Origin of the sequence: Endobacterium panacihumi, assembly GCF_050847465.1 — a bacterium.
GTDB lineage: Bacteria > Pseudomonadota > Alphaproteobacteria > Rhizobiales > Rhizobiaceae > Neorhizobium > Neorhizobium panacihumi.
The window spans coordinates 1,423,481-1,439,769 of record NZ_JBOZRA010000001.1; the positions used below are offsets into that span (position 1 = coordinate 1,423,481).

At 60.6% G+C, this 16,289-nt stretch carries 14 protein-coding genes; 4 read left to right on the plus strand and 10 right to left on the minus strand.

Going from position 1 to position 16,289, the window contains the following annotated elements; genetic code table 11:
* Window positions 1-5: 5 nt before the first annotated feature.
* A complete protein-coding gene (locus tag ACRQ1B_RS07080; protein WP_432292926.1) occupies window positions 6-1,166 on the minus strand; it encodes an ABC transporter permease in 1,161 nt (386 codons plus the stop codon).
* A 96-nt stretch (window positions 1,167-1,262) separates the two neighbouring features.
* On the opposite strand from ACRQ1B_RS07080, the gene dgcA reads away from it, so the two are divergent.
* Window positions 1,263-2,246, plus strand: a complete 984-nt coding sequence (gene dgcA / locus ACRQ1B_RS07085; RefSeq protein ID WP_432292927.1) for an N-acetyl-D-Glu racemase DgcA — start codon at window positions 1,263-1,265, stop codon at window positions 2,244-2,246.
* A gap of 51 nt (window positions 2,247-2,297) precedes the next feature.
* Here the strand turns inward: dgcA and ACRQ1B_RS07090 are convergent, their stop codons facing one another.
* The gene (locus tag ACRQ1B_RS07090; protein ID WP_432292928.1) at window positions 2,298-3,107 is read right to left on the minus strand and encodes a UDP-2,3-diacylglucosamine diphosphatase; all 810 of its coding nucleotides are present in this window, start codon (window positions 3,105-3,107) and stop codon (window positions 2,298-2,300) included.
* 23 nt (window positions 3,108-3,130) lie between these two features.
* On the minus strand, window positions 3,131-3,364 hold the full coding sequence (locus tag ACRQ1B_RS07095) for a hypothetical protein (protein ID WP_432292929.1): 234 nt from the start codon (window positions 3,362-3,364) through the stop codon (window positions 3,131-3,133).
* Here ACRQ1B_RS07095 and ACRQ1B_RS07100 point away from each other — a divergent pair.
* Both ACRQ1B_RS07100 and ACRQ1B_RS07105 read left to right on the plus strand, forming a co-directional pair.
* A complete protein-coding gene (locus ACRQ1B_RS07100; protein WP_432292930.1) occupies window positions 3,363-5,681 on the plus strand; it encodes an NADP-dependent malic enzyme in 2,319 nt (772 codons plus the stop codon). The two genes, ACRQ1B_RS07095 and ACRQ1B_RS07100, sit on opposite strands and share 2 nt — an antisense overlap.
* 130 nt (window positions 5,682-5,811) lie before the next feature.
* On the plus strand, window positions 5,812-6,528 hold the full coding sequence (locus ACRQ1B_RS07105) for a hypothetical protein (RefSeq protein ID WP_432292931.1): 717 nt from the start codon (window positions 5,812-5,814) through the stop codon (window positions 6,526-6,528).
* A gap of 6 nt (window positions 6,529-6,534) precedes the next feature.
* On the opposite strand, the gene bluB is transcribed toward ACRQ1B_RS07105, so the two are convergent.
* From bluB to rpiA, 6 genes are all read right to left on the minus strand, one after another.
* Complete coding sequence (gene bluB / locus ACRQ1B_RS07110) at window positions 6,535-7,230, minus strand: 5,6-dimethylbenzimidazole synthase (RefSeq protein WP_432292932.1); 696 nt, start codon at window positions 7,228-7,230, stop codon at window positions 6,535-6,537.
* Between the two features lie 12 nt (window positions 7,231-7,242).
* Window positions 7,243-8,073 (minus strand): TolB family protein, encoded by an 831-nt coding sequence (locus ACRQ1B_RS07115; protein ID WP_432293831.1) that lies wholly within the window; start codon window positions 8,071-8,073, stop codon window positions 7,243-7,245.
* 362 nt (window positions 8,074-8,435) lie between these two features.
* Complete coding sequence (locus ACRQ1B_RS07120) at window positions 8,436-9,812, minus strand: class II 3-deoxy-7-phosphoheptulonate synthase (protein ID WP_432292933.1); 1,377 nt, start codon at window positions 9,810-9,812, stop codon at window positions 8,436-8,438.
* A gap of 172 nt (window positions 9,813-9,984) precedes the next feature.
* Window positions 9,985-11,391 carry a glutathione-disulfide reductase gene (gene gor / locus ACRQ1B_RS07125; RefSeq protein ID WP_432292934.1) on the minus strand — a complete coding sequence of 469 codons (1,407 nt, stop codon included), beginning with the start codon at window positions 11,389-11,391 and terminating at the stop codon, window positions 9,985-9,987.
* A 128-nt stretch (window positions 11,392-11,519) separates the two neighbouring features.
* Entirely contained in the window at window positions 11,520-12,086 is a 567-nt protein-coding gene (locus ACRQ1B_RS07130) for a DUF2059 domain-containing protein (protein ID WP_432292935.1), read from the minus strand.
* Window positions 12,083-12,799 (minus strand): ribose-5-phosphate isomerase RpiA, encoded by a 717-nt coding sequence (gene rpiA, locus ACRQ1B_RS07135; RefSeq protein WP_432292936.1) that lies wholly within the window; start codon window positions 12,797-12,799, stop codon window positions 12,083-12,085. Before rpiA ends, ACRQ1B_RS07130 begins: the two co-directional genes overlap by 4 nt.
* 243 nt (window positions 12,800-13,042) lie before the next feature.
* Here rpiA and ACRQ1B_RS07140 point away from each other — a divergent pair, with 243 nt between their 5' ends.
* Window positions 13,043-13,720, plus strand: coding sequence for an HAD family hydrolase (locus ACRQ1B_RS07140; protein WP_432292937.1), 678 nt, complete (start codon window positions 13,043-13,045; stop codon window positions 13,718-13,720).
* A 58-nt stretch (window positions 13,721-13,778) separates the two neighbouring features.
* Here ACRQ1B_RS07140 and ACRQ1B_RS07145 read toward each other — a convergent pair whose 3' ends face one another.
* A complete protein-coding gene (locus ACRQ1B_RS07145; RefSeq protein WP_432292938.1) occupies window positions 13,779-16,058 on the minus strand; it encodes a L,D-transpeptidase family protein in 2,280 nt (759 codons plus the stop codon).
* Window positions 16,059-16,289: the final 231 nt, after the last annotated feature.

The window sequence follows — 16,289 nt, forward strand, 5'->3', positions numbered from 1 at the left end:
CCACCTCAAAAATCGATCGCGGAATAGAAGATCGCAAACAGCGCATCCATCAGGATGACCGCAAAGATCGACTTCACCACGGATGCCGTCACGTGCTGACCGAGCGACTCGGCACTGCCGCCCACTTTCAGGCCTTCAACGGCAGACACGATGCCGATGGCAAGCGCCATGAACGGCGCCTTGATCATGCCCGACGCAACGGAAGAATAATCGATCGCCTCGTTGAGGCGACCAAGGAAGGTCTCGAACGTGATGCCGGAATAGGCCCAGGTGATCACGGCTGCCCCCGACAGCGCCGCAAAGTTGGCGATGATGGAGAGAAGCGGCAGCGCGATCGTCAGCGCCACCAGACGCGGGAACACCAGAACGCCGATCGGGTTCAAGCCGATCACGGTCAGTGCGTCGATTTCCTCGCGCATCTTCATCGAGCCGATTTCGGCCGTGATGGCGCTACCGGAACGGCCGGCGATCATGATGGCCGTCAGCAGCACGCCGATTTCGCGCAACTGCAGAATACCGACCAGATCGACCACAAACAGTTCCGCGCCGAAATACCGCAGCTGGAAAGCGCCCTGCTGGGCGATGATGGCGCCAATCAGAAATGACATCAGCAGGATGATCGGCGTCGCGCGCACGCCCATGCGATCGATATGGGTCACGACCGAAGCAGGCGATACGCCGGAGCCGTGGCCAAGCTTCATCTGCGCACCACGCACGGCAGAACCCAGAATATTCATGGCCGACACGAGATCCTGGCCGAGCGCGACCATGGCCTCACCGGTCGGCGCAAAGATGCGCTGGAACAGCGTGCTGTTATCGGCAACCTTCTCCGGCTCAGGCGTCTTTTCCGGCAGAACGTCGAGCAGTTCCTGCAGCTTGGCATCGGCACCGGTCAACTCGACCTCGCCGCCGGCTTCCTTCTGGCGTGTCATCAGGCGTCGCAACAGCCAGGCGCCCGCCGTGTCGATCCCCTCGATTTCGCTGACATCCACCTCAAGCCGGCCATTGGCCTTGCCGGATTCAATCTTGGACAGTTTTGGGAGCACGGCCGAAATGCCATGGCTGCGCCAGTTCCCGGTCAGAACCAGACGCTGGCCGCCATTGTCGATCTCTTCGATCCGTATGTCCGCGTCCGACATCTCGGCGGGGTTCGGCTGTGCCTGCATAAATCTTCTTCTGCTCAAACGCCCGTTGATCGCGCCTTGGGAAACGGCAATATAAACACCTGTTAACGAATTGCCATGAGCGGGAAAGCTAAATCCATGCGGCGTCACCTTGAAGCCACAACAGAATCCTTCCCGATCGCCGGGACATTCACGATTTCACGGGGTTCCAAGACGGAAGCGGAGGTGGTCACCTGCATCATTAACGCGAATGGAGCGACTGGGCGCGGCGAATGCGTGCCTTATCGCCGTTATGGCGAGACCATCGACGGCGTTCTGGAAGTGATTCGCGCCGTCACAACGGCCATCGAACAGGGTTTGAGCCGCGAATCGCTTCTCACCGAGATGAAGCCCGGTGCTGCCCGAAACGCGATCGATTGCGCCCTGTTCGATCTCGAAGCCAAAGCTGCCAGCACGACCGTCGCCGCCATGCTCGGCCTCACCAATCTTGCGCCTATGGTCACCTGCTACACGATCTCGTTATCCGATCCGCAGACCATGGCGGCGCAGGTCGCTGCCAACGCCCATCGGCCGCTTCTAAAAATCAAGCTCGGCACGGAAAACGATGCCGAACGCATCCGTGCCGTGCGGGCAGCAGCCCCGAATGCGCGAATCGTGGTTGATGCCAATGAAGGATGGACTGAGGCGAATATCGAACATCATCTCGCGGTCGCGGCGCAGGCCAATATCGAACTGATCGAACAACCGCTACCAGTCGGTCAGGACGCCATCCTTGCCGAGATCAGCCACAAGGTGGCGATCTGCGCCGACGAGAGCGTGCATTCCACATCCGATCTCGCCGCCCTGCGGGACCGATATGATGCCGTCAATATCAAGCTCGACAAGACGGGAGGCCTCACCGAGGGCCTGCGGATGAAGGCAGAAGCGCAGCGGCTGGGTTTCAAGATCATGGTCGGCTGCATGGTCGGCACATCGCTTGCCATGGCGCCCGCCGTACTGCTCGCCAGCGGCTGCGATTACGCCGATCTCGATGGCCCGCTGCTTCTGGCGCGCGATCGCGTACCTGGCCTGCGCTATGACGGCTCGCTGGTCAGCGCGCCCCTGCCGGAACTGTGGGGATAAACGACAACAGCGCCCGCAAGGGCGCTGCGCGTCACGTCGTCTGAAAAAACATCAAGCCGCCTGCGTGGCCGTCACTTCGCGTTCTTCCGGTGCCGGCAGAGCATGTACCTGTGCCGTTGCCGCCACCTGCCGCCAAGTGATCAGTTCGAACGTGCCATCCATATGCTCGGCAATCGCCGTGCAGCTTTCCACCCAGTCGCCGGTGTTGACGTAGTGGATGCCGTCGATGTCTTCCATCACCGCGTGGTGGATATGGCCGCAGATCACGCCATCGACTTCGGCTTTGCGCGCCTCGTCGGCCACGACGTTCTGGAACTCACCGATAAAATTGACCGCCTGCTTGACCTGCAGTTTTGCCCAGGCCGAGAACGACCAGTAAGGCAGGCCGAGTTTGCGGCGGATGGCGGCAAGGCCGATATTGATGACGATGGCCGCGTCATAAGCCCAGTCGCCGAGATAGGCGAGAAGGCGGATGTTGCGCACCACGACGTCGAACTGGTCGCCGTGCAGAACCAGATATTTCCTGCCGTCCGCCGTTTCGTGAATGATCCGGTCGGCCACTTCGATGCCGCCGAAATGCACGCCCGGGAAGGAACGCAGGAATTCGTCGTGATTGCCGGGGATGTAGATGATGCGGGTGCCCTTGCGCGCCTTGCGCAGCAGTTTCTGCACCACGTCATTGCAATCCTGAGGCCAGTACCAGCTGCGCTTCAGGCGCCAGCCGTCGACGATGTCGCCGACCAGCACGATCGTCTCGGCTTCATGGTAGCGCAGGAAATCCAGAAGGAAATCCGTGCGTGCAGCCTTCGAACCCAGATGCACGTCGGAAATGAACAGGGTTCTGAAATGTTTCGTTTCCATTTGCCCGGTTTGCATTTGCCTGGTCACGAGATCGCCCTTTCGTCGCGTCGTCCTGGCTCCTGAAAAACAGAGTCTTGTTTCACGAACATGACAAAACCCGGGTTTTGCCCCTGTTCCGGCCTTGCGTAACCCTCGTGCAACATCGACGGCCCGGAAATACTGTTATTCGCCAATATGCGGGTGGACCCACCGGGCATTTGTTGTAATGAGGGACCCTCAAGAAGAATTTTGACCGAGGTCGCAATGACATCGAACATGTCCGATACGCCAGCCAACCCCGCCAGCAATGGCGAACTCGAAGAGCAGGCTCTGCATTTCCACAAGTTCCCCCGCCCCGGCAAACTGGAGGTTACCGCCACCAAGCCGCTCGGCAACCAGCGCGACCTCGCGCTTGCCTATTCGCCGGGTGTTGCCGCTCCCTGTCTTGCGATCCGTGACAATCCGGAAACCGCTGCCGATTACACGGCGCGCGCCAACCTCGTCGCCGTGATCTCCAACGGCACCGCGGTTCTTGGCCTTGGCAATATCGGCCCGCTGGCCTCCAAGCCGGTCATGGAAGGCAAGGCCGTTCTCTTCAAGAAGTTCGCCGGCATCGACGTTTTCGACATCGAGATCGACGCGCCCAAGGTCGATGAGATGGTCTCGACCATCGCGGCCCTCGAGCCAACCTTCGGCGGCATCAACCTTGAAGACATCAAGGCGCCAGAGTGCTTTGAAGTCGAGCGCCAGCTGCGCGACAAGATGAACATCCCGGTTTTCCACGACGACCAGCACGGCACCGCCATCATCGTCGCCGCCGGCATCCTCAACGGCCTGGAACTGGCCGGCAAGAATATCGCCGACGTCAAGATCGTCGCTTCGGGCGCCGGTGCGGCGGCTCTTGCCTGCCTCAACCTGCTGGTTTCGCTCGGCGCGAAAAAGGAAAACATCTGGGTCCACGATATCGAAGGTCTGGTCTATGAAGGCCGCACCGAGCTGATGGACGAGTGGAAAGCCGTCTACGCCCAGAAGAGCGACAACCGCGTTCTGGCCGACAATATCGCTGGTGCCGACGTCTTCCTCGGCCTGTCGGCTGCCGGCGTCCTGAAGCCGGAACTGCTGGCACAGATGGCGGAAAAGCCGCTGGTCATGGCGCTTGCCAACCCGACCCCGGAAATCATGCCGGAACTCGCCCGTGCTGCCCGCCCGGATGCGATGATCTGCACCGGCCGTTCCGACTTCCCCAATCAGGTCAACAACGTCCTTTGCTTCCCCTACATTTTCCGCGGCGCGCTCGATTGCGGTGCGACCACCATCAACGAAGAGATGAAGATGGCGGCGGTCAAGGCGATCGCAGCCCTTGCCCGCGAAGAAGTGTCGGACGTCGTCGCCCGCGCCTATTCCGGCGAGACGCCGATCTTTGGCCCCAACTACCTGATCCCCTCGCCGTTCGATCCGCGCCTCATCCTGCGCATCGCGCCGGCTGTTGCCAAGGTCGCCGAGGAAACAGGTGTCGCTACCCGTCCGATCCAGGATTACGACGCCTATCTCGACCTCCTGAACCGCTTTGTCTGGCGCTCGGGCTTCATCATGAAGCCGATATTCGCCACCGCCAAGGCCGCCGAAAAGAAGCGCGTCATCTTTGCAGAAGGTGAAAACGAACGCGTTCTGCGCGCCGTGCAGGTCCTGCTCGACGAGCAGATCGCCATCCCGACACTGATCGGCCGTCCTTCGGTCATCGAGGCCCGCCTGAAGCGTTTTGGCATCCGCCTGCGCCCCAATGAGGATTTCTCCGTCGTCAATCCGGAAGACGATCCGCGCTACCGCGAATATGTCGACGACTATTTTGCGCTGGTCGGCCGCGCCGGCATCAACCCCGATGCCGCCCGCACGCTGGTGCGCACCAACAACACCATCATCGGTGCCTTGTCGGTCAAACGCGGTGAAGCCGATGCGTTGATCTGCGGCCTCGAAGGCCGTTACGACAGCCATCTACGCCATATCCGCCAGATCATCGGTATGCGCCCCGGCGCCTGCACGCTGTCGGGCCTCAGCCTCTTGATCTCGCAGCGCGGCGCGATGTTCTTCACGGACACATTCGTGAACTACAGCCCGTCGGCCGCCGAGATTGCCGAAATCACCATTCTGGCTGCGCAGGAAGTGCAGCGTTTCGGCATCAAGCCGAAAGCGGCGCTGATCTGCCACTCGAATTTCGGCTCACGTGATTCGGATAGCTCGCGCAAGATGCGCGAAGCTCTGGCCCTCGTTCGCGAAAAGGCACCGGATCTGGAAATCGACGGCGAAATGCAGGGTGGCTCGGCTCTGTCCGAAATCGTGCGCAAGCGCGCCATGCCGGACAGCACGCTGACCGGTGAAGCCAATCTGTTGATCTTCCCGAACCTCGATGCCGCCAGCATCTCGCTCGGCATCGTCCGCAACATGACCGATGCGCTGCATGTCGGCCCGATCCTGGTCGGCGCTGCCCTTCCGGCCCATATCCTCGGCCAGTCGGTCACCTCGCGCGGTGTCGTCAACATGACGGCGATCGCGGTGGCCGAAGCCTCGCAGCCGACCCTGCCGGCCATTCTTGCGTAAAGCGGGATAACGGCAGCCTCGTTCAAGGCTGTTAGGACAATGTCAATCCGAAGGCGGGACCATTCGCCTTCGGAATTCGACCATGAGAATAAACGGCCCCACGACGCGCGGGACCGGACGGAGAAGACGGATGCGCCTGCCTAAGCTATTGACTCTGGTGATGTGCTTCAGCCCGCTTCCCGCAATGGCGCAGGAGAATGCCGCGCTGTGCGAAGACCTCTATCGACGCCTTGCGAACGCCCCGCATGTCATCGGCAATACCAGCAATGTGCGCGAACATGCCCAGGCGCTGACCAAACAGAATATCGAGATCCGCAAGCTCAGGCTCGACATGCGCCGTCATGAGTGCGGCTCGATCAGCATCACGCCGCTCGGTGGTCCCAATGATCACGCCTGCCGCGCGCTGCGCCAGATGCTTTCCGACATGGAACAGAACCGTAAGGACATTTTGGCCGCCCGCAATCAGGCCCGCAGCCTCGTCATCACCAATCACGAAACGAAACTGATCCGGGCAGAGATCCAGGCCAACAATTGCGTAGCACCTGATTTCGAAGCGACGACCGTCGCCGTCGATCCGCAGCAGGACATGCCTGCAACTGACGCCGAAATGACACCCGACAAACCATCGTCGGTGAAGGCACTCAGCGCACCCAAAGGATCCTCGATCATCGCCTTCGAAAACCCGCCGGCCGAGCCCGAGGTCGCCAAGGCACCGGAACTGCCACCAGTGCCGGTGCGCGATTACGACCCTTCGAAAAAGGTCCGCATCGTCGGCCCACGTTTCTTCCCCAACCAAAGCAATATCGATCTCGCCAATCCGGCGGGCGGCGCGCAACTGCGCCAGTAGCAGCCGTCAGGTCTTGTCCTGCGGCCAACGCCCTTCATGAACGAGATCGGCCAGCGGCAGACGCTCGCGCCAACCCTTCACCGCCAGTTCCGGCTCACTGTAAAGCTGATCGACATATCCGAGACAGAGCCAGGCAACGATCTCGACACGCTCGGGAATGCCGAGTAGTGCCTTGATATCGGCATCGTGAAAGATGCTGACCCAACCGACCCCGACACCCTCGGCACGCGCGGCCAGCCACAGGTTCTGCACTGCACAGACGGTCGAGTAGACGTCCATGCGCGGATTGTGGGTGCGTCCGAGCACGACGGGTCCCGCGCGATCGGGATCGCAGGTGATGCAGATCGACAGCGGCGCCTTGCGGATGCCTTCGAGCTTCAGGCTGCGATAGGTTTCCGCCCGCGCGCCGGAAAACAATTCTGCAGCCTCGTCGTTGGCGCGTGAGAAAGCGTCGTGCGCCGCTGCACGTGTTTCCTCGTCACGAATGAGGATGAAACTCCATGGCTGCATGAAACCCACGGAGGGCGCCGCATGCGCGGCTTCCAGCAGTCGCTGCACCAGATCTTCCGGAAGAGGATCGGACAGGAACTGGTCGCGCACGTCGCGGCGGGAATGGATGGCGCGGTAAACCGCCTCCAGTTCCTGCCTTGGAAAAGGACCCGCCGCAGTCAGCGCGTCCTCGGGTTTCGGTTTCGTCAGCATGATCAACAGTCTTCAAGGCAGTGGGAAATAACGGACATAGGCAAACTCGTCACCATTGGGTGCCCAGTTGGGGGAGTTCATCGTACCCTGCCCGCCATAGAGCTCGAACAGCGTCTCGACATTGCCGCCATCCATATCCATCAGACGCACGCGTACATCAAGATCGCGCGGGTGGTCAAAAACGTCGCCATCGTAGGAAACGAAAACAACCTTGTCGCCCTTCGGAGAAGGATGCGGGAACCAGTCGCCGTAATCGCTGTCGGTGATGCGCTCGGCCGCGCCACCTTCTGCCGGCACGCGCCAGATCTGCATGCGGCCGGTGCGGCTGGAATTGAAATAGATCCAGCGTCCGTCCGCCGAATAGTCCGGCCCGTCGTTGCGGCCCTCGCCAAAAGTAAGCCGCCGCTCCTCGCCACCATCCACAGGAATGGAAAAGATATCAAATACCTGATCGCGGATGCCACAATAGGTGAAACGCGTTCCGTCCGGCGACCAGCCATGCCAATAGGATGGCAGGTTTTTGGTCACGAGTTTCGGCTCACCACCAACAGCCGGCAGAACATAGATCGCCGATTTATCGAATTCGCATTTGTCGGAAATGGCGATCAGCGTACCATCGGGCGAAATGCCATGATCGTTGTTGCAGCGGATGGCAAAACCGGTATCGACCGGCTGCGGTGCGGTCATCTCCTCCAATGCCAGCCGATACATGCGGCCATCGCAATTGAGCATCAGGTAACGCCCGTCAGGAGACCAGTTCGGCGCTTCGAAAAGCTGTTCCGTCTGCCACAGAACGCGGCTTTCACGGGTACGAATGTTGAAGATCTCGATCGAGCTGCGCAGCAAATCCGGCACTCCTGTTCATCGTACCGGCAGGCCTAACATACAAATCCGGCGAGGTCTCGACCGGCATCACCAGGCATCCGCGCAGATGCCGCGAGACGTGAAATGATAGATGCAAATTAGTTATCGCTAAATAAAGGATTTGTTAATGGCTGAGTCGCATTATATTATCATCTTCGAATATAAAGCCATCGCCGGACCCCACCCCCCAATCTAGCGGGCCGAGTATTCGAAGACTGTAATCGCGGGTTCCCCCATCCACCCCGCGCCCGTCCTGTTCAGCGTTTCGCGGACGGGCAAACTGAAAAGGCCGGCGTCCACCCCCGACGCCGGCCTCTTTTTTCATTGCATCAGTCTGTCGATCAGACGGCTACAGCCGCCATACGCTTTTCATCGCGACCGGTCTTCATGCGCTCGGCCAGCAGGAATGCCAGTTCCAGTGCCTGATCGGCGTTGAGGCGCGGGTCGCAATGGGTGTGGTAACGATCCTGCAGATCGGCGCCGGTGACCGCACGCGCGCCACCGGTGCATTCGGTCACATCCTTGCCGGTCATCTCGACATGGATGCCACCCGGATGCGTGCCTTCGGCGCGATGGATCTGGAAGAAGCTCTCGACTTCCGACAGCACGCGTTCGAACGGACGGGTCTTGTAGTTGTTGAGCGTGATCGTGTTGCCATGCATCGGATCGCAGGACCACACGACCTTGCGGCCTTCCTTCTCCACGGCGCGGATCAGTTTCGGCAGATGGTCGGCAACCTTGTCGTGACCGAAACGGCAGATCAGCGTCAGACGGCCGGCCTCGTTGGCCGGGTTGAGGATGTCGATCAGCTTGATCAGGTCATCCGGCTGCAGCGAAGGACCGCACTTGAGGCCAAGCGGGTTCTTGATGCCACGGCAGAATTCCATATGCGCATGGTCGGCCTGACGCGTGCGGTCGCCGATCCAGATCATGTGACCGGACGTTGCGTACCAGTCACCCGAAGTGGAATCGACGCGGGTCAGCGCCTCTTCGTAGCCGAGAAGCAGCGCTTCATGGCTGGTGAAGAAATCCGTCTCGCGCAGGCTCGAATTGTTTTCCGAGTTGATGCCGATCGCCCGCATGAAATCCATGGTTTCGGAAATGCGGTCGGCCAGCTTGCGATAACGGTCAGCCTGCGGTGAGTCCTTGATGAAGCCCAGCATCCACTGCTGCACGTTGTCGAGATTGGCGTAACCGCCCATCGCGAAGGCGCGCAGAAGGTTCAGCGTCGCGGCAGACTGGCGGTAAGCCATGATCTGGCGTTCCGGGTCCGGGATACGGGCGGATTCGGTGAACTCGATACCGTTGACGATATCGCCACGGTAGCTCGGCAGACTCACGTCACCCTGGGTCTCGATGCCGGAAGAACGCGGCTTGGCGAACTGGCCGGCAATACGGCCAACCTTCACCACCGGCAGCTGGGCGCCATAGGTCAGGACCACGGCCATCTGCAGGAAGGCACGGAAAAAGTCGCGGATGGTATCGGCACCGTGCTCGGCAAAGCTTTCGGCACAGTCGCCGCCCTGCAGCAGAAAGCCGTTGCCTTCAGCAACGTTTGCGAGCGACTTCTTCAGCCGGCGCGCTTCGCCTGCAAAGACGAGCGGCGGCCAGGTTGCCAGCTGCTGCTCGGTCTCGCGCAGCTTGTTGGCGTCCGGATATTCCGGAACCTGCTGAATAGGCTTCTGCCTCCAGGTGCTCGGTGTCCAGTTCTGTGCCATGATACTCACCCAATCTGCACGTTACGGCCGTCCCGGCCATGGTGCCTGTCGAAAATTTGAGGCGGCTTATAACCCTTTGCCCCTCACTTGCATAGACCGGCAAGCCCGCCGATCGGTACGATCCGCCACGTCAAGCGCGGCGGACCGGATAAGTTTGCGGGCCTTCGGCCGATCAGCCGTCGACGCGTACGCCGTTCTTCAGCAGGTAGCTCGGCTTGTACATCGTCACCAGTTCTTCCGAAGCCGTCGGATGCACGGCCATGGTGCGGTCGAAATCGTCCTTGGTGCAGCCGGCCTTCAGCGTGATGCCGAGAAGCTGCGCCATCTCGCCGGCCTCGTGGCCGAGAATATGCGCGCCTACCACCTTGCGGTCGGCAGCGTTGACGATCAGCTTCATGATCGTACGCTCGGTCCGGCCGGACAACGTCGCCTTCATTGGCCGGAATTCGGCACGATAGACCTCGACGTCGGTAAACTTCTTGCCCGCTTCTTCTTCCGAAAGACCGACCGTGCCGATTTCCGGCTGCGAGAACACGGCAGTGGCGATCAGGTCATGATCCGGCGAGGTCGGGTTGCCGCGATATTCGGTCTCGATGAAGCACATCGCCTCATGGATCGCCACCGGCGTCAGCTGCACGCGGTCGGTCACGTCACCCAGCGCGTAGATGTTTTCGACATTCGTGCGCGAATACTCGTTGACGATGATGGCGCCGCGCGCATCGGTCTTCACGCCTGCGGGTTCAAGGCCCAGCCCCTTGGTGTGCGGATCCCGGCCAAGCGCCAGCATGATCGTTTCCACCTGCAGCGTCTCACCCTCCTTGGTACGTGCCGTCAGGCCGCCAGCCGGGCTCTTCGCCACATCCTCGATCACGTCTGACAGGATGATACGGATACCCTTGGCTTCCATCGCCGCATGCAGGCCGCGACGCATGTCATGGTCGAAGCGCGAAAGAATTTCCTTGCCGCGATAGATCAGGGTCGTCTCTACACCGAGGCCGTGGAAAATGTTGGCGAATTCCACGGCGATGTAACCGCCGCCAGCGATCAGGATCGATTTTGGCAGCGTTTCGAGATGAAACGCCTCGTTGGAGGTGATGCACAGTTCATGACCCGGCAGCGCCTCATGCGGGTTGGCGGTGCCGCCGGTAGCGATCACAATGCGATCGGCCGTCACCGTCTTGCCGGTCGCGACCAGACGCACGGTATGCGCATCCACCAGTTCGGCGCGCGTCGCCAGAATTTCGGCACCGGCATTTTCAAGGCCACGGCGATAGAGGCCTTCAAGGCGGTCGATTTCCTTGTCCTTCGCGGCAATCAGCTTCTTCCAGTCAAAGCTGCTTTCACCGACGCTCCAGCCGTAGCCGGCAGCATCCTCGAAATGCTCCGGGAACTGCGAGGCATAAACGAACAGCTTCTTGGGCACGCAGCCGCGGATCACGCAGGTGCCGCCAAAACGGTATTCCTCGGCAATCGCCACCTTCTTGCCCAGCGAGGCGGCAACACGCCCTGCCCGCACGCCGCCGGAACCGCCGCCGATGACAAAGAGGTCGTAGTCGTAGGTTGTCGCAGCGGTGGTCATGGAAGGCTCCAGTCAGAAATTTCGGGAGGAAGGAATCGAATAGGACGGCATCGATATAGTATGCGATTTCGCAAATGCAAAAGCCCGGCGGGAGCCGGGCTTTCGACAGGATAGCAGCACGCAGCGAATTACTGCTGCGGAGCAGTCGTCGGCGCCGGATTGACGGCTTCGGCACCCGAAGGCTGGCTCGGCGGAACAGTGATGATGTCGCGCAGCTTGGCAGTGCTCTGGTTGGTCAGATCGCGCGAAATGCCGTTTGCCCAGATTTCGGCGGCACGGCCCAGTTCGCGCTGCACCAGCGGCAGCGTGCTCAGGAATTTCTTGCCGGCCGGCGAGGTATGGAACGCGGCGATTGCCTTCAGTTCATCCTCGGTGAAAGCCTTGGCGTAAGCCGTTGCCGCTTCTTTTTCGAGATCGGAGCGACGGGCCGCCAGAGCGATGGCCTCGGCGTCGACCGTCTCGGAAATCTTGTCCTGGAAATTCGGCGAGGACAGGATGAATTCTGCCTTCAGACGCTCGGCCAGGTTGGGCAGGATATTGTCGAACTGCCGGGTCGCCTCGATCGCATTGATCGTGTCGCGTGCTGCCTGCAGGTGCGAAGCGGAGATTTCCTGAGCCTGCGCGCTGGAAAGCGCGAGGCCGGAAACGAGCGTTGCCAGGGCGGCAGCACGGCCGAAAACGGCTAGTCTGATCATGAAAGGTTAGCTCCTGTTTTGTTCGCCTTCAGCGTCCGCGCCCCTGCCGGTCCGGCAATGATCGCGAGCGACGCCATGTGAATGAAAAGCCCGTGTTCCACGACGCCGGGAATGGAATTAAGGGCGCCTGCAAGCGCCTCTGCATCAGGAATACGGCCAAAAGATGCGTCAAAAATATGATGTCCACCGTCCGTGGTGAAGATGTCCTCACCATTTTGGCGCAGCTTGAGCTCGCCCGAGAGGCCAAGCTTCGAAGCCAGCTTTTCGATGGCGATTCGGGTCGCCACGGAACCGAAGGGATTGATCTCGATCGGCAGCGGGAAGGCGCCAAGCGTATCCACAACCTTGGTTTCGTCGGCGATCACGATCATCCGCTTCGAAGCGCCGGCCACGATCTTTTCGCGCAGAAGCGCTCCGCCGCCACCCTTGATGAGAAAGAGATTGCCGTCGACTTCGTCGGCACCGTCAATCGTCAGATCAAGTTCGGGAAGTTCATCAAGGGATTTCAGCGAAACGCCGAGTTCGACGCAAAGCCGCGCCGTCCGCTCTGACGTCGGAACACCCTCTACCTTGAGACCGCCCGCAACCTTTTCGGCCAGCAGTCGCACAAACTCCTCCGCCGTGGATCCGGTGCCAATGCCGAGGCGCATACCGTCTTCGACATGTTCAAGCGCGGCGGCCGCCGCCTTGATCTTCATTTCCCGGGCGTCCATGCGCGAGAAGCTCCTTCGTTGATGTCCAGTCGTATCGTCCGCTGCTGTTTACACGGCTAGTGCAGCAAACAAAAGGCCCCTGCCGTTACGTTTTCGACAGGCTTTTCATCTGATTGACTGCTTATGGATACTTTGCCGCCATTTGCATTCAAGGCGCGACTTGCCTAAACCGGAGGGGTTGAACCGCTTCATTCCCCTCCCCGACATGCCCAATCGAGGCACGCAAATCCGAGGTATACCGACGTGAAAGCTCCCCTGGTCGTCTTTGATCTCGATGGCACGATGATCGACACCCATGCCGACCTTATCGAAAGCCTCAACCACACGATCACCGCCGCCGGCCTTGAACCGGTGAGCTATGAAGACCTGACGCATCTGGTCGGTCAGGGCGCCCGCGTCATGATCCGCCGTGCGTTCGACCTGAAGAACACGCCGCTTGCGGAGCAAGAGCTCGAACCGCTGTTCGAACGCTTCATCGCCCACTATAAGGCCGGCATGCCGGGCAAGAGCAAACCTTATCCCGGCTTCACCGAATGCCTCGGTCGGCTCAAGGCCGCCGGCATGACGGTCGCTGTCTGCACCAACAAGCAGGAAACACTGGCACTGCCGCTGCTTGAGGGGCTCGGCCTGATCGACCGCTTTGCCGCGATCACCGGCGGCGATACGTTCGAATTCCGCAAGCCCGACGGTCGTCACGTTGTTGGCACGATCGAACGCGCCGGCGGCGATCCCGCCCGTAGCATCATGATCGGTGACAGCATCAACGACATTCTGGCCGCCCACAATGCCAAGGTGCCATCCGTCGCCGTCAGCTTTGGTTACTCGGATGTCCCGGTCGCCGAACTCGAACCCACTGCCATCATCGACGCCTATGATGAACTTACCGTCGATCTGGTCATGGGTCTGATCGAGAAGAAATAGCGGATACAAAAAAGGGCGCCTCGGGGCGCCCTTTCTGGTTCTCTCATCCATGGCACAATCAGGCCTGCGGACTGCGTGCCTTGGCTGTCGCGGCGAGCGCCTTCATGGTTGCCACGTCGCGGTCATAGACGTCGCCGAAATATTCGATCTTGCCGTCCTTGTTCGGCCAAGCCGTGAAGTAGGCGATGTAGACCGGAATGTCGGCATTGACCGCCGTCGGCACATTGCGCCCGCTGGCGATACGCGCGTCGACTTCCTTTTCACTGATGCTCAGAAGCGCCGCCGCCATCTTGCGCGGCTCTGCCAGACGCACACAGCCGTGGCTGAGCGCGCGCATGTCACGCTTGAAGAAGCTCTTGGCCGGGGTGTCGTGCATGTAGATCGCATGCGCATTCGGGAACAGGATCTTCAGGTCACCCAGCGCATTGTCGCTCGATGGCGGCTGGCGCACCGAAATATTCTGGGTCGAGCCGTACCAGTCGACGCTGGCCGAAGACACGGCACGACCGTTGACGGCAACCTCGTAACCTTGACGATCGAGATAGCTCGGGTCGCGGCGCAGCTTTGGCACCATCTCATTGACGATGATCGACTGCGGCACGCCCCAGGACGGGTTGAACTCGACCGTCTTGATCTTGTCCTGGAAGAAGAAGGTCTGGTGCGCCTTGGAACCGATCACGGTGCGCATGGAGAACTGCTCCACGCCATGTTCATGATAGGTGACCCGGAAGGACGGCTGGTTGATCATTACATGACGATCGCCGAGATCGGACGGCAGCCAACGCAGCTGTTCCATCGCGACGATCAGCTTCTCGACCTTGTCCTCATTGCTGTCGCCGATAAGCGCGCGAACAGTGCCGCGGCCGACAACGCCATCAGCGCTCAGGCCCGCTTCCTTCTGAAAGTCCTTCACGAAGGCAACCAGTTCCGGCGTGTATTCAGGCGTCTGCTGGTAAGCAGCTATCGTTTCGGCCTGTCGCGTCTTGAAAGCGTCCGAAGCCTTTTTCTGAATTGCAGCGACCACGTTCGCCATGTCGGGGTTCGTCATGCCCGGCTTCAAAAGCAGATCGTCCGGCAGCTTGATCGCGTCTTCCTGTTCGGAGGCAGCACGCAGATGCGCAAGCTCCGCCTTCATCGCCTTGAATTCGGGATTGGCGGGCGCCAGGCCATCGAGATAGGCGGTTGCGTCGGGCGCGTTGCGCGTCGCATCGAGCACGGCGACCAGATCAACCGGCTTGCGCTTGAAATCGTGGAATTCGGAAATGCGGTTCGGATCGAGACGGCCACGCACCATGTCCTGGGCAAACAGCATGGCTTTGGCAGAGAGCGCTACGTCGAACTGCATCAATTCCTTGGCGCGGTCATCATCGACAACGACGGCCTGAGCCGGCTCAGTGACGGCAGGCTGCGTGGCCGGAGCCGTTTCTGCGGCAACCGGCGGGGTTGCATCCGCAGCCGGTGCTTGTGCCGTTGCGGGCGCTGCAGGATCGGCAGTGGTGACCGGTGCGGGCTCGGCCGTCGCGGCAGTGGCGGCCTCAGAGGTGCCGGCCGGAGCCGTCTCAGCGGTCGTGGCGACAGGCTCAGTTTTCGTGGCCGCGGTCGTGTCAGTGTTTTCCGCGGGAGCGACTGGAGCTGTTTCGGCCGAGGCAGCCGGTGCTGCCTCGGTGCCTGTAGCGGGCGCAGTCTCGGCAGAGTTTGCCTCCACCGGCGACGGCGCAGCAGGCGGTGTCACCGCAGCTTCGGACGTGGTCGTCGTCGAATAGGTCTTAACAGCATCCGTTGCATGCGCGGTCGTCTGCGCCGGTGCTTCCGGGGCAACGCTCGCGGTCGTCAGCAGCGGCTCGTCGACGGCGTAGTCAGCCGGATCCAGACCGTAATCGGCAGCATTCTTCATCGCCGCCAGAACGGCACGCGCCTTTTCCGTCAGGTCACCGTTCTCGATCCAGAGCGGCGCAGCACTCTTGGCGTAATAGGCTTCAACGGCAGACGCGACATCAGCCGGCACCGACACACGGGCATCGACTAGAAAACGGGTCTGGTCGGTGGCGGAAGCTGCGGCAAAACCGGCGGTCTTGACCGTGCGCATCGCATCGGCGCGATACGTGAAATATTTTGGCGGAGCGACCTTGGGCAGCGGTTCCGGATCACGGATGGCGCGCTCCGACGGGATTTCGACGACCACGCCCGGCGGGGCTCTTCTCACGTCCTCGCGCGAACGGCCCTTCAGCATATCCATCAGCGTGTAGGCCTGCGCATCGACCGGCAACATGGCGCCGCCGATAATGGAAATCCCCGAAAGCAGCGCGAGCGTGGTGGTGGTCTTCCGCAATTTCAGCAAGGTATTCCCCGTTTTAGCTCTACGGTTATCGCGATTCGCTTGATAACCGTCCTCGAATAAATGCGGGCACGTCTCTAGCCGAACATGCGCGCCATGAAAAGAAAACGAAAACGTTACAACATCCGTCCGCAAGGCAGACCGCTGCCGAAATCGTTTCCAGAACCTTAAGAAAACATTCGTTAAATTTTTACTGACACCGCCGCCTCTTCCCGAATTCGAGACTTTCTCGCA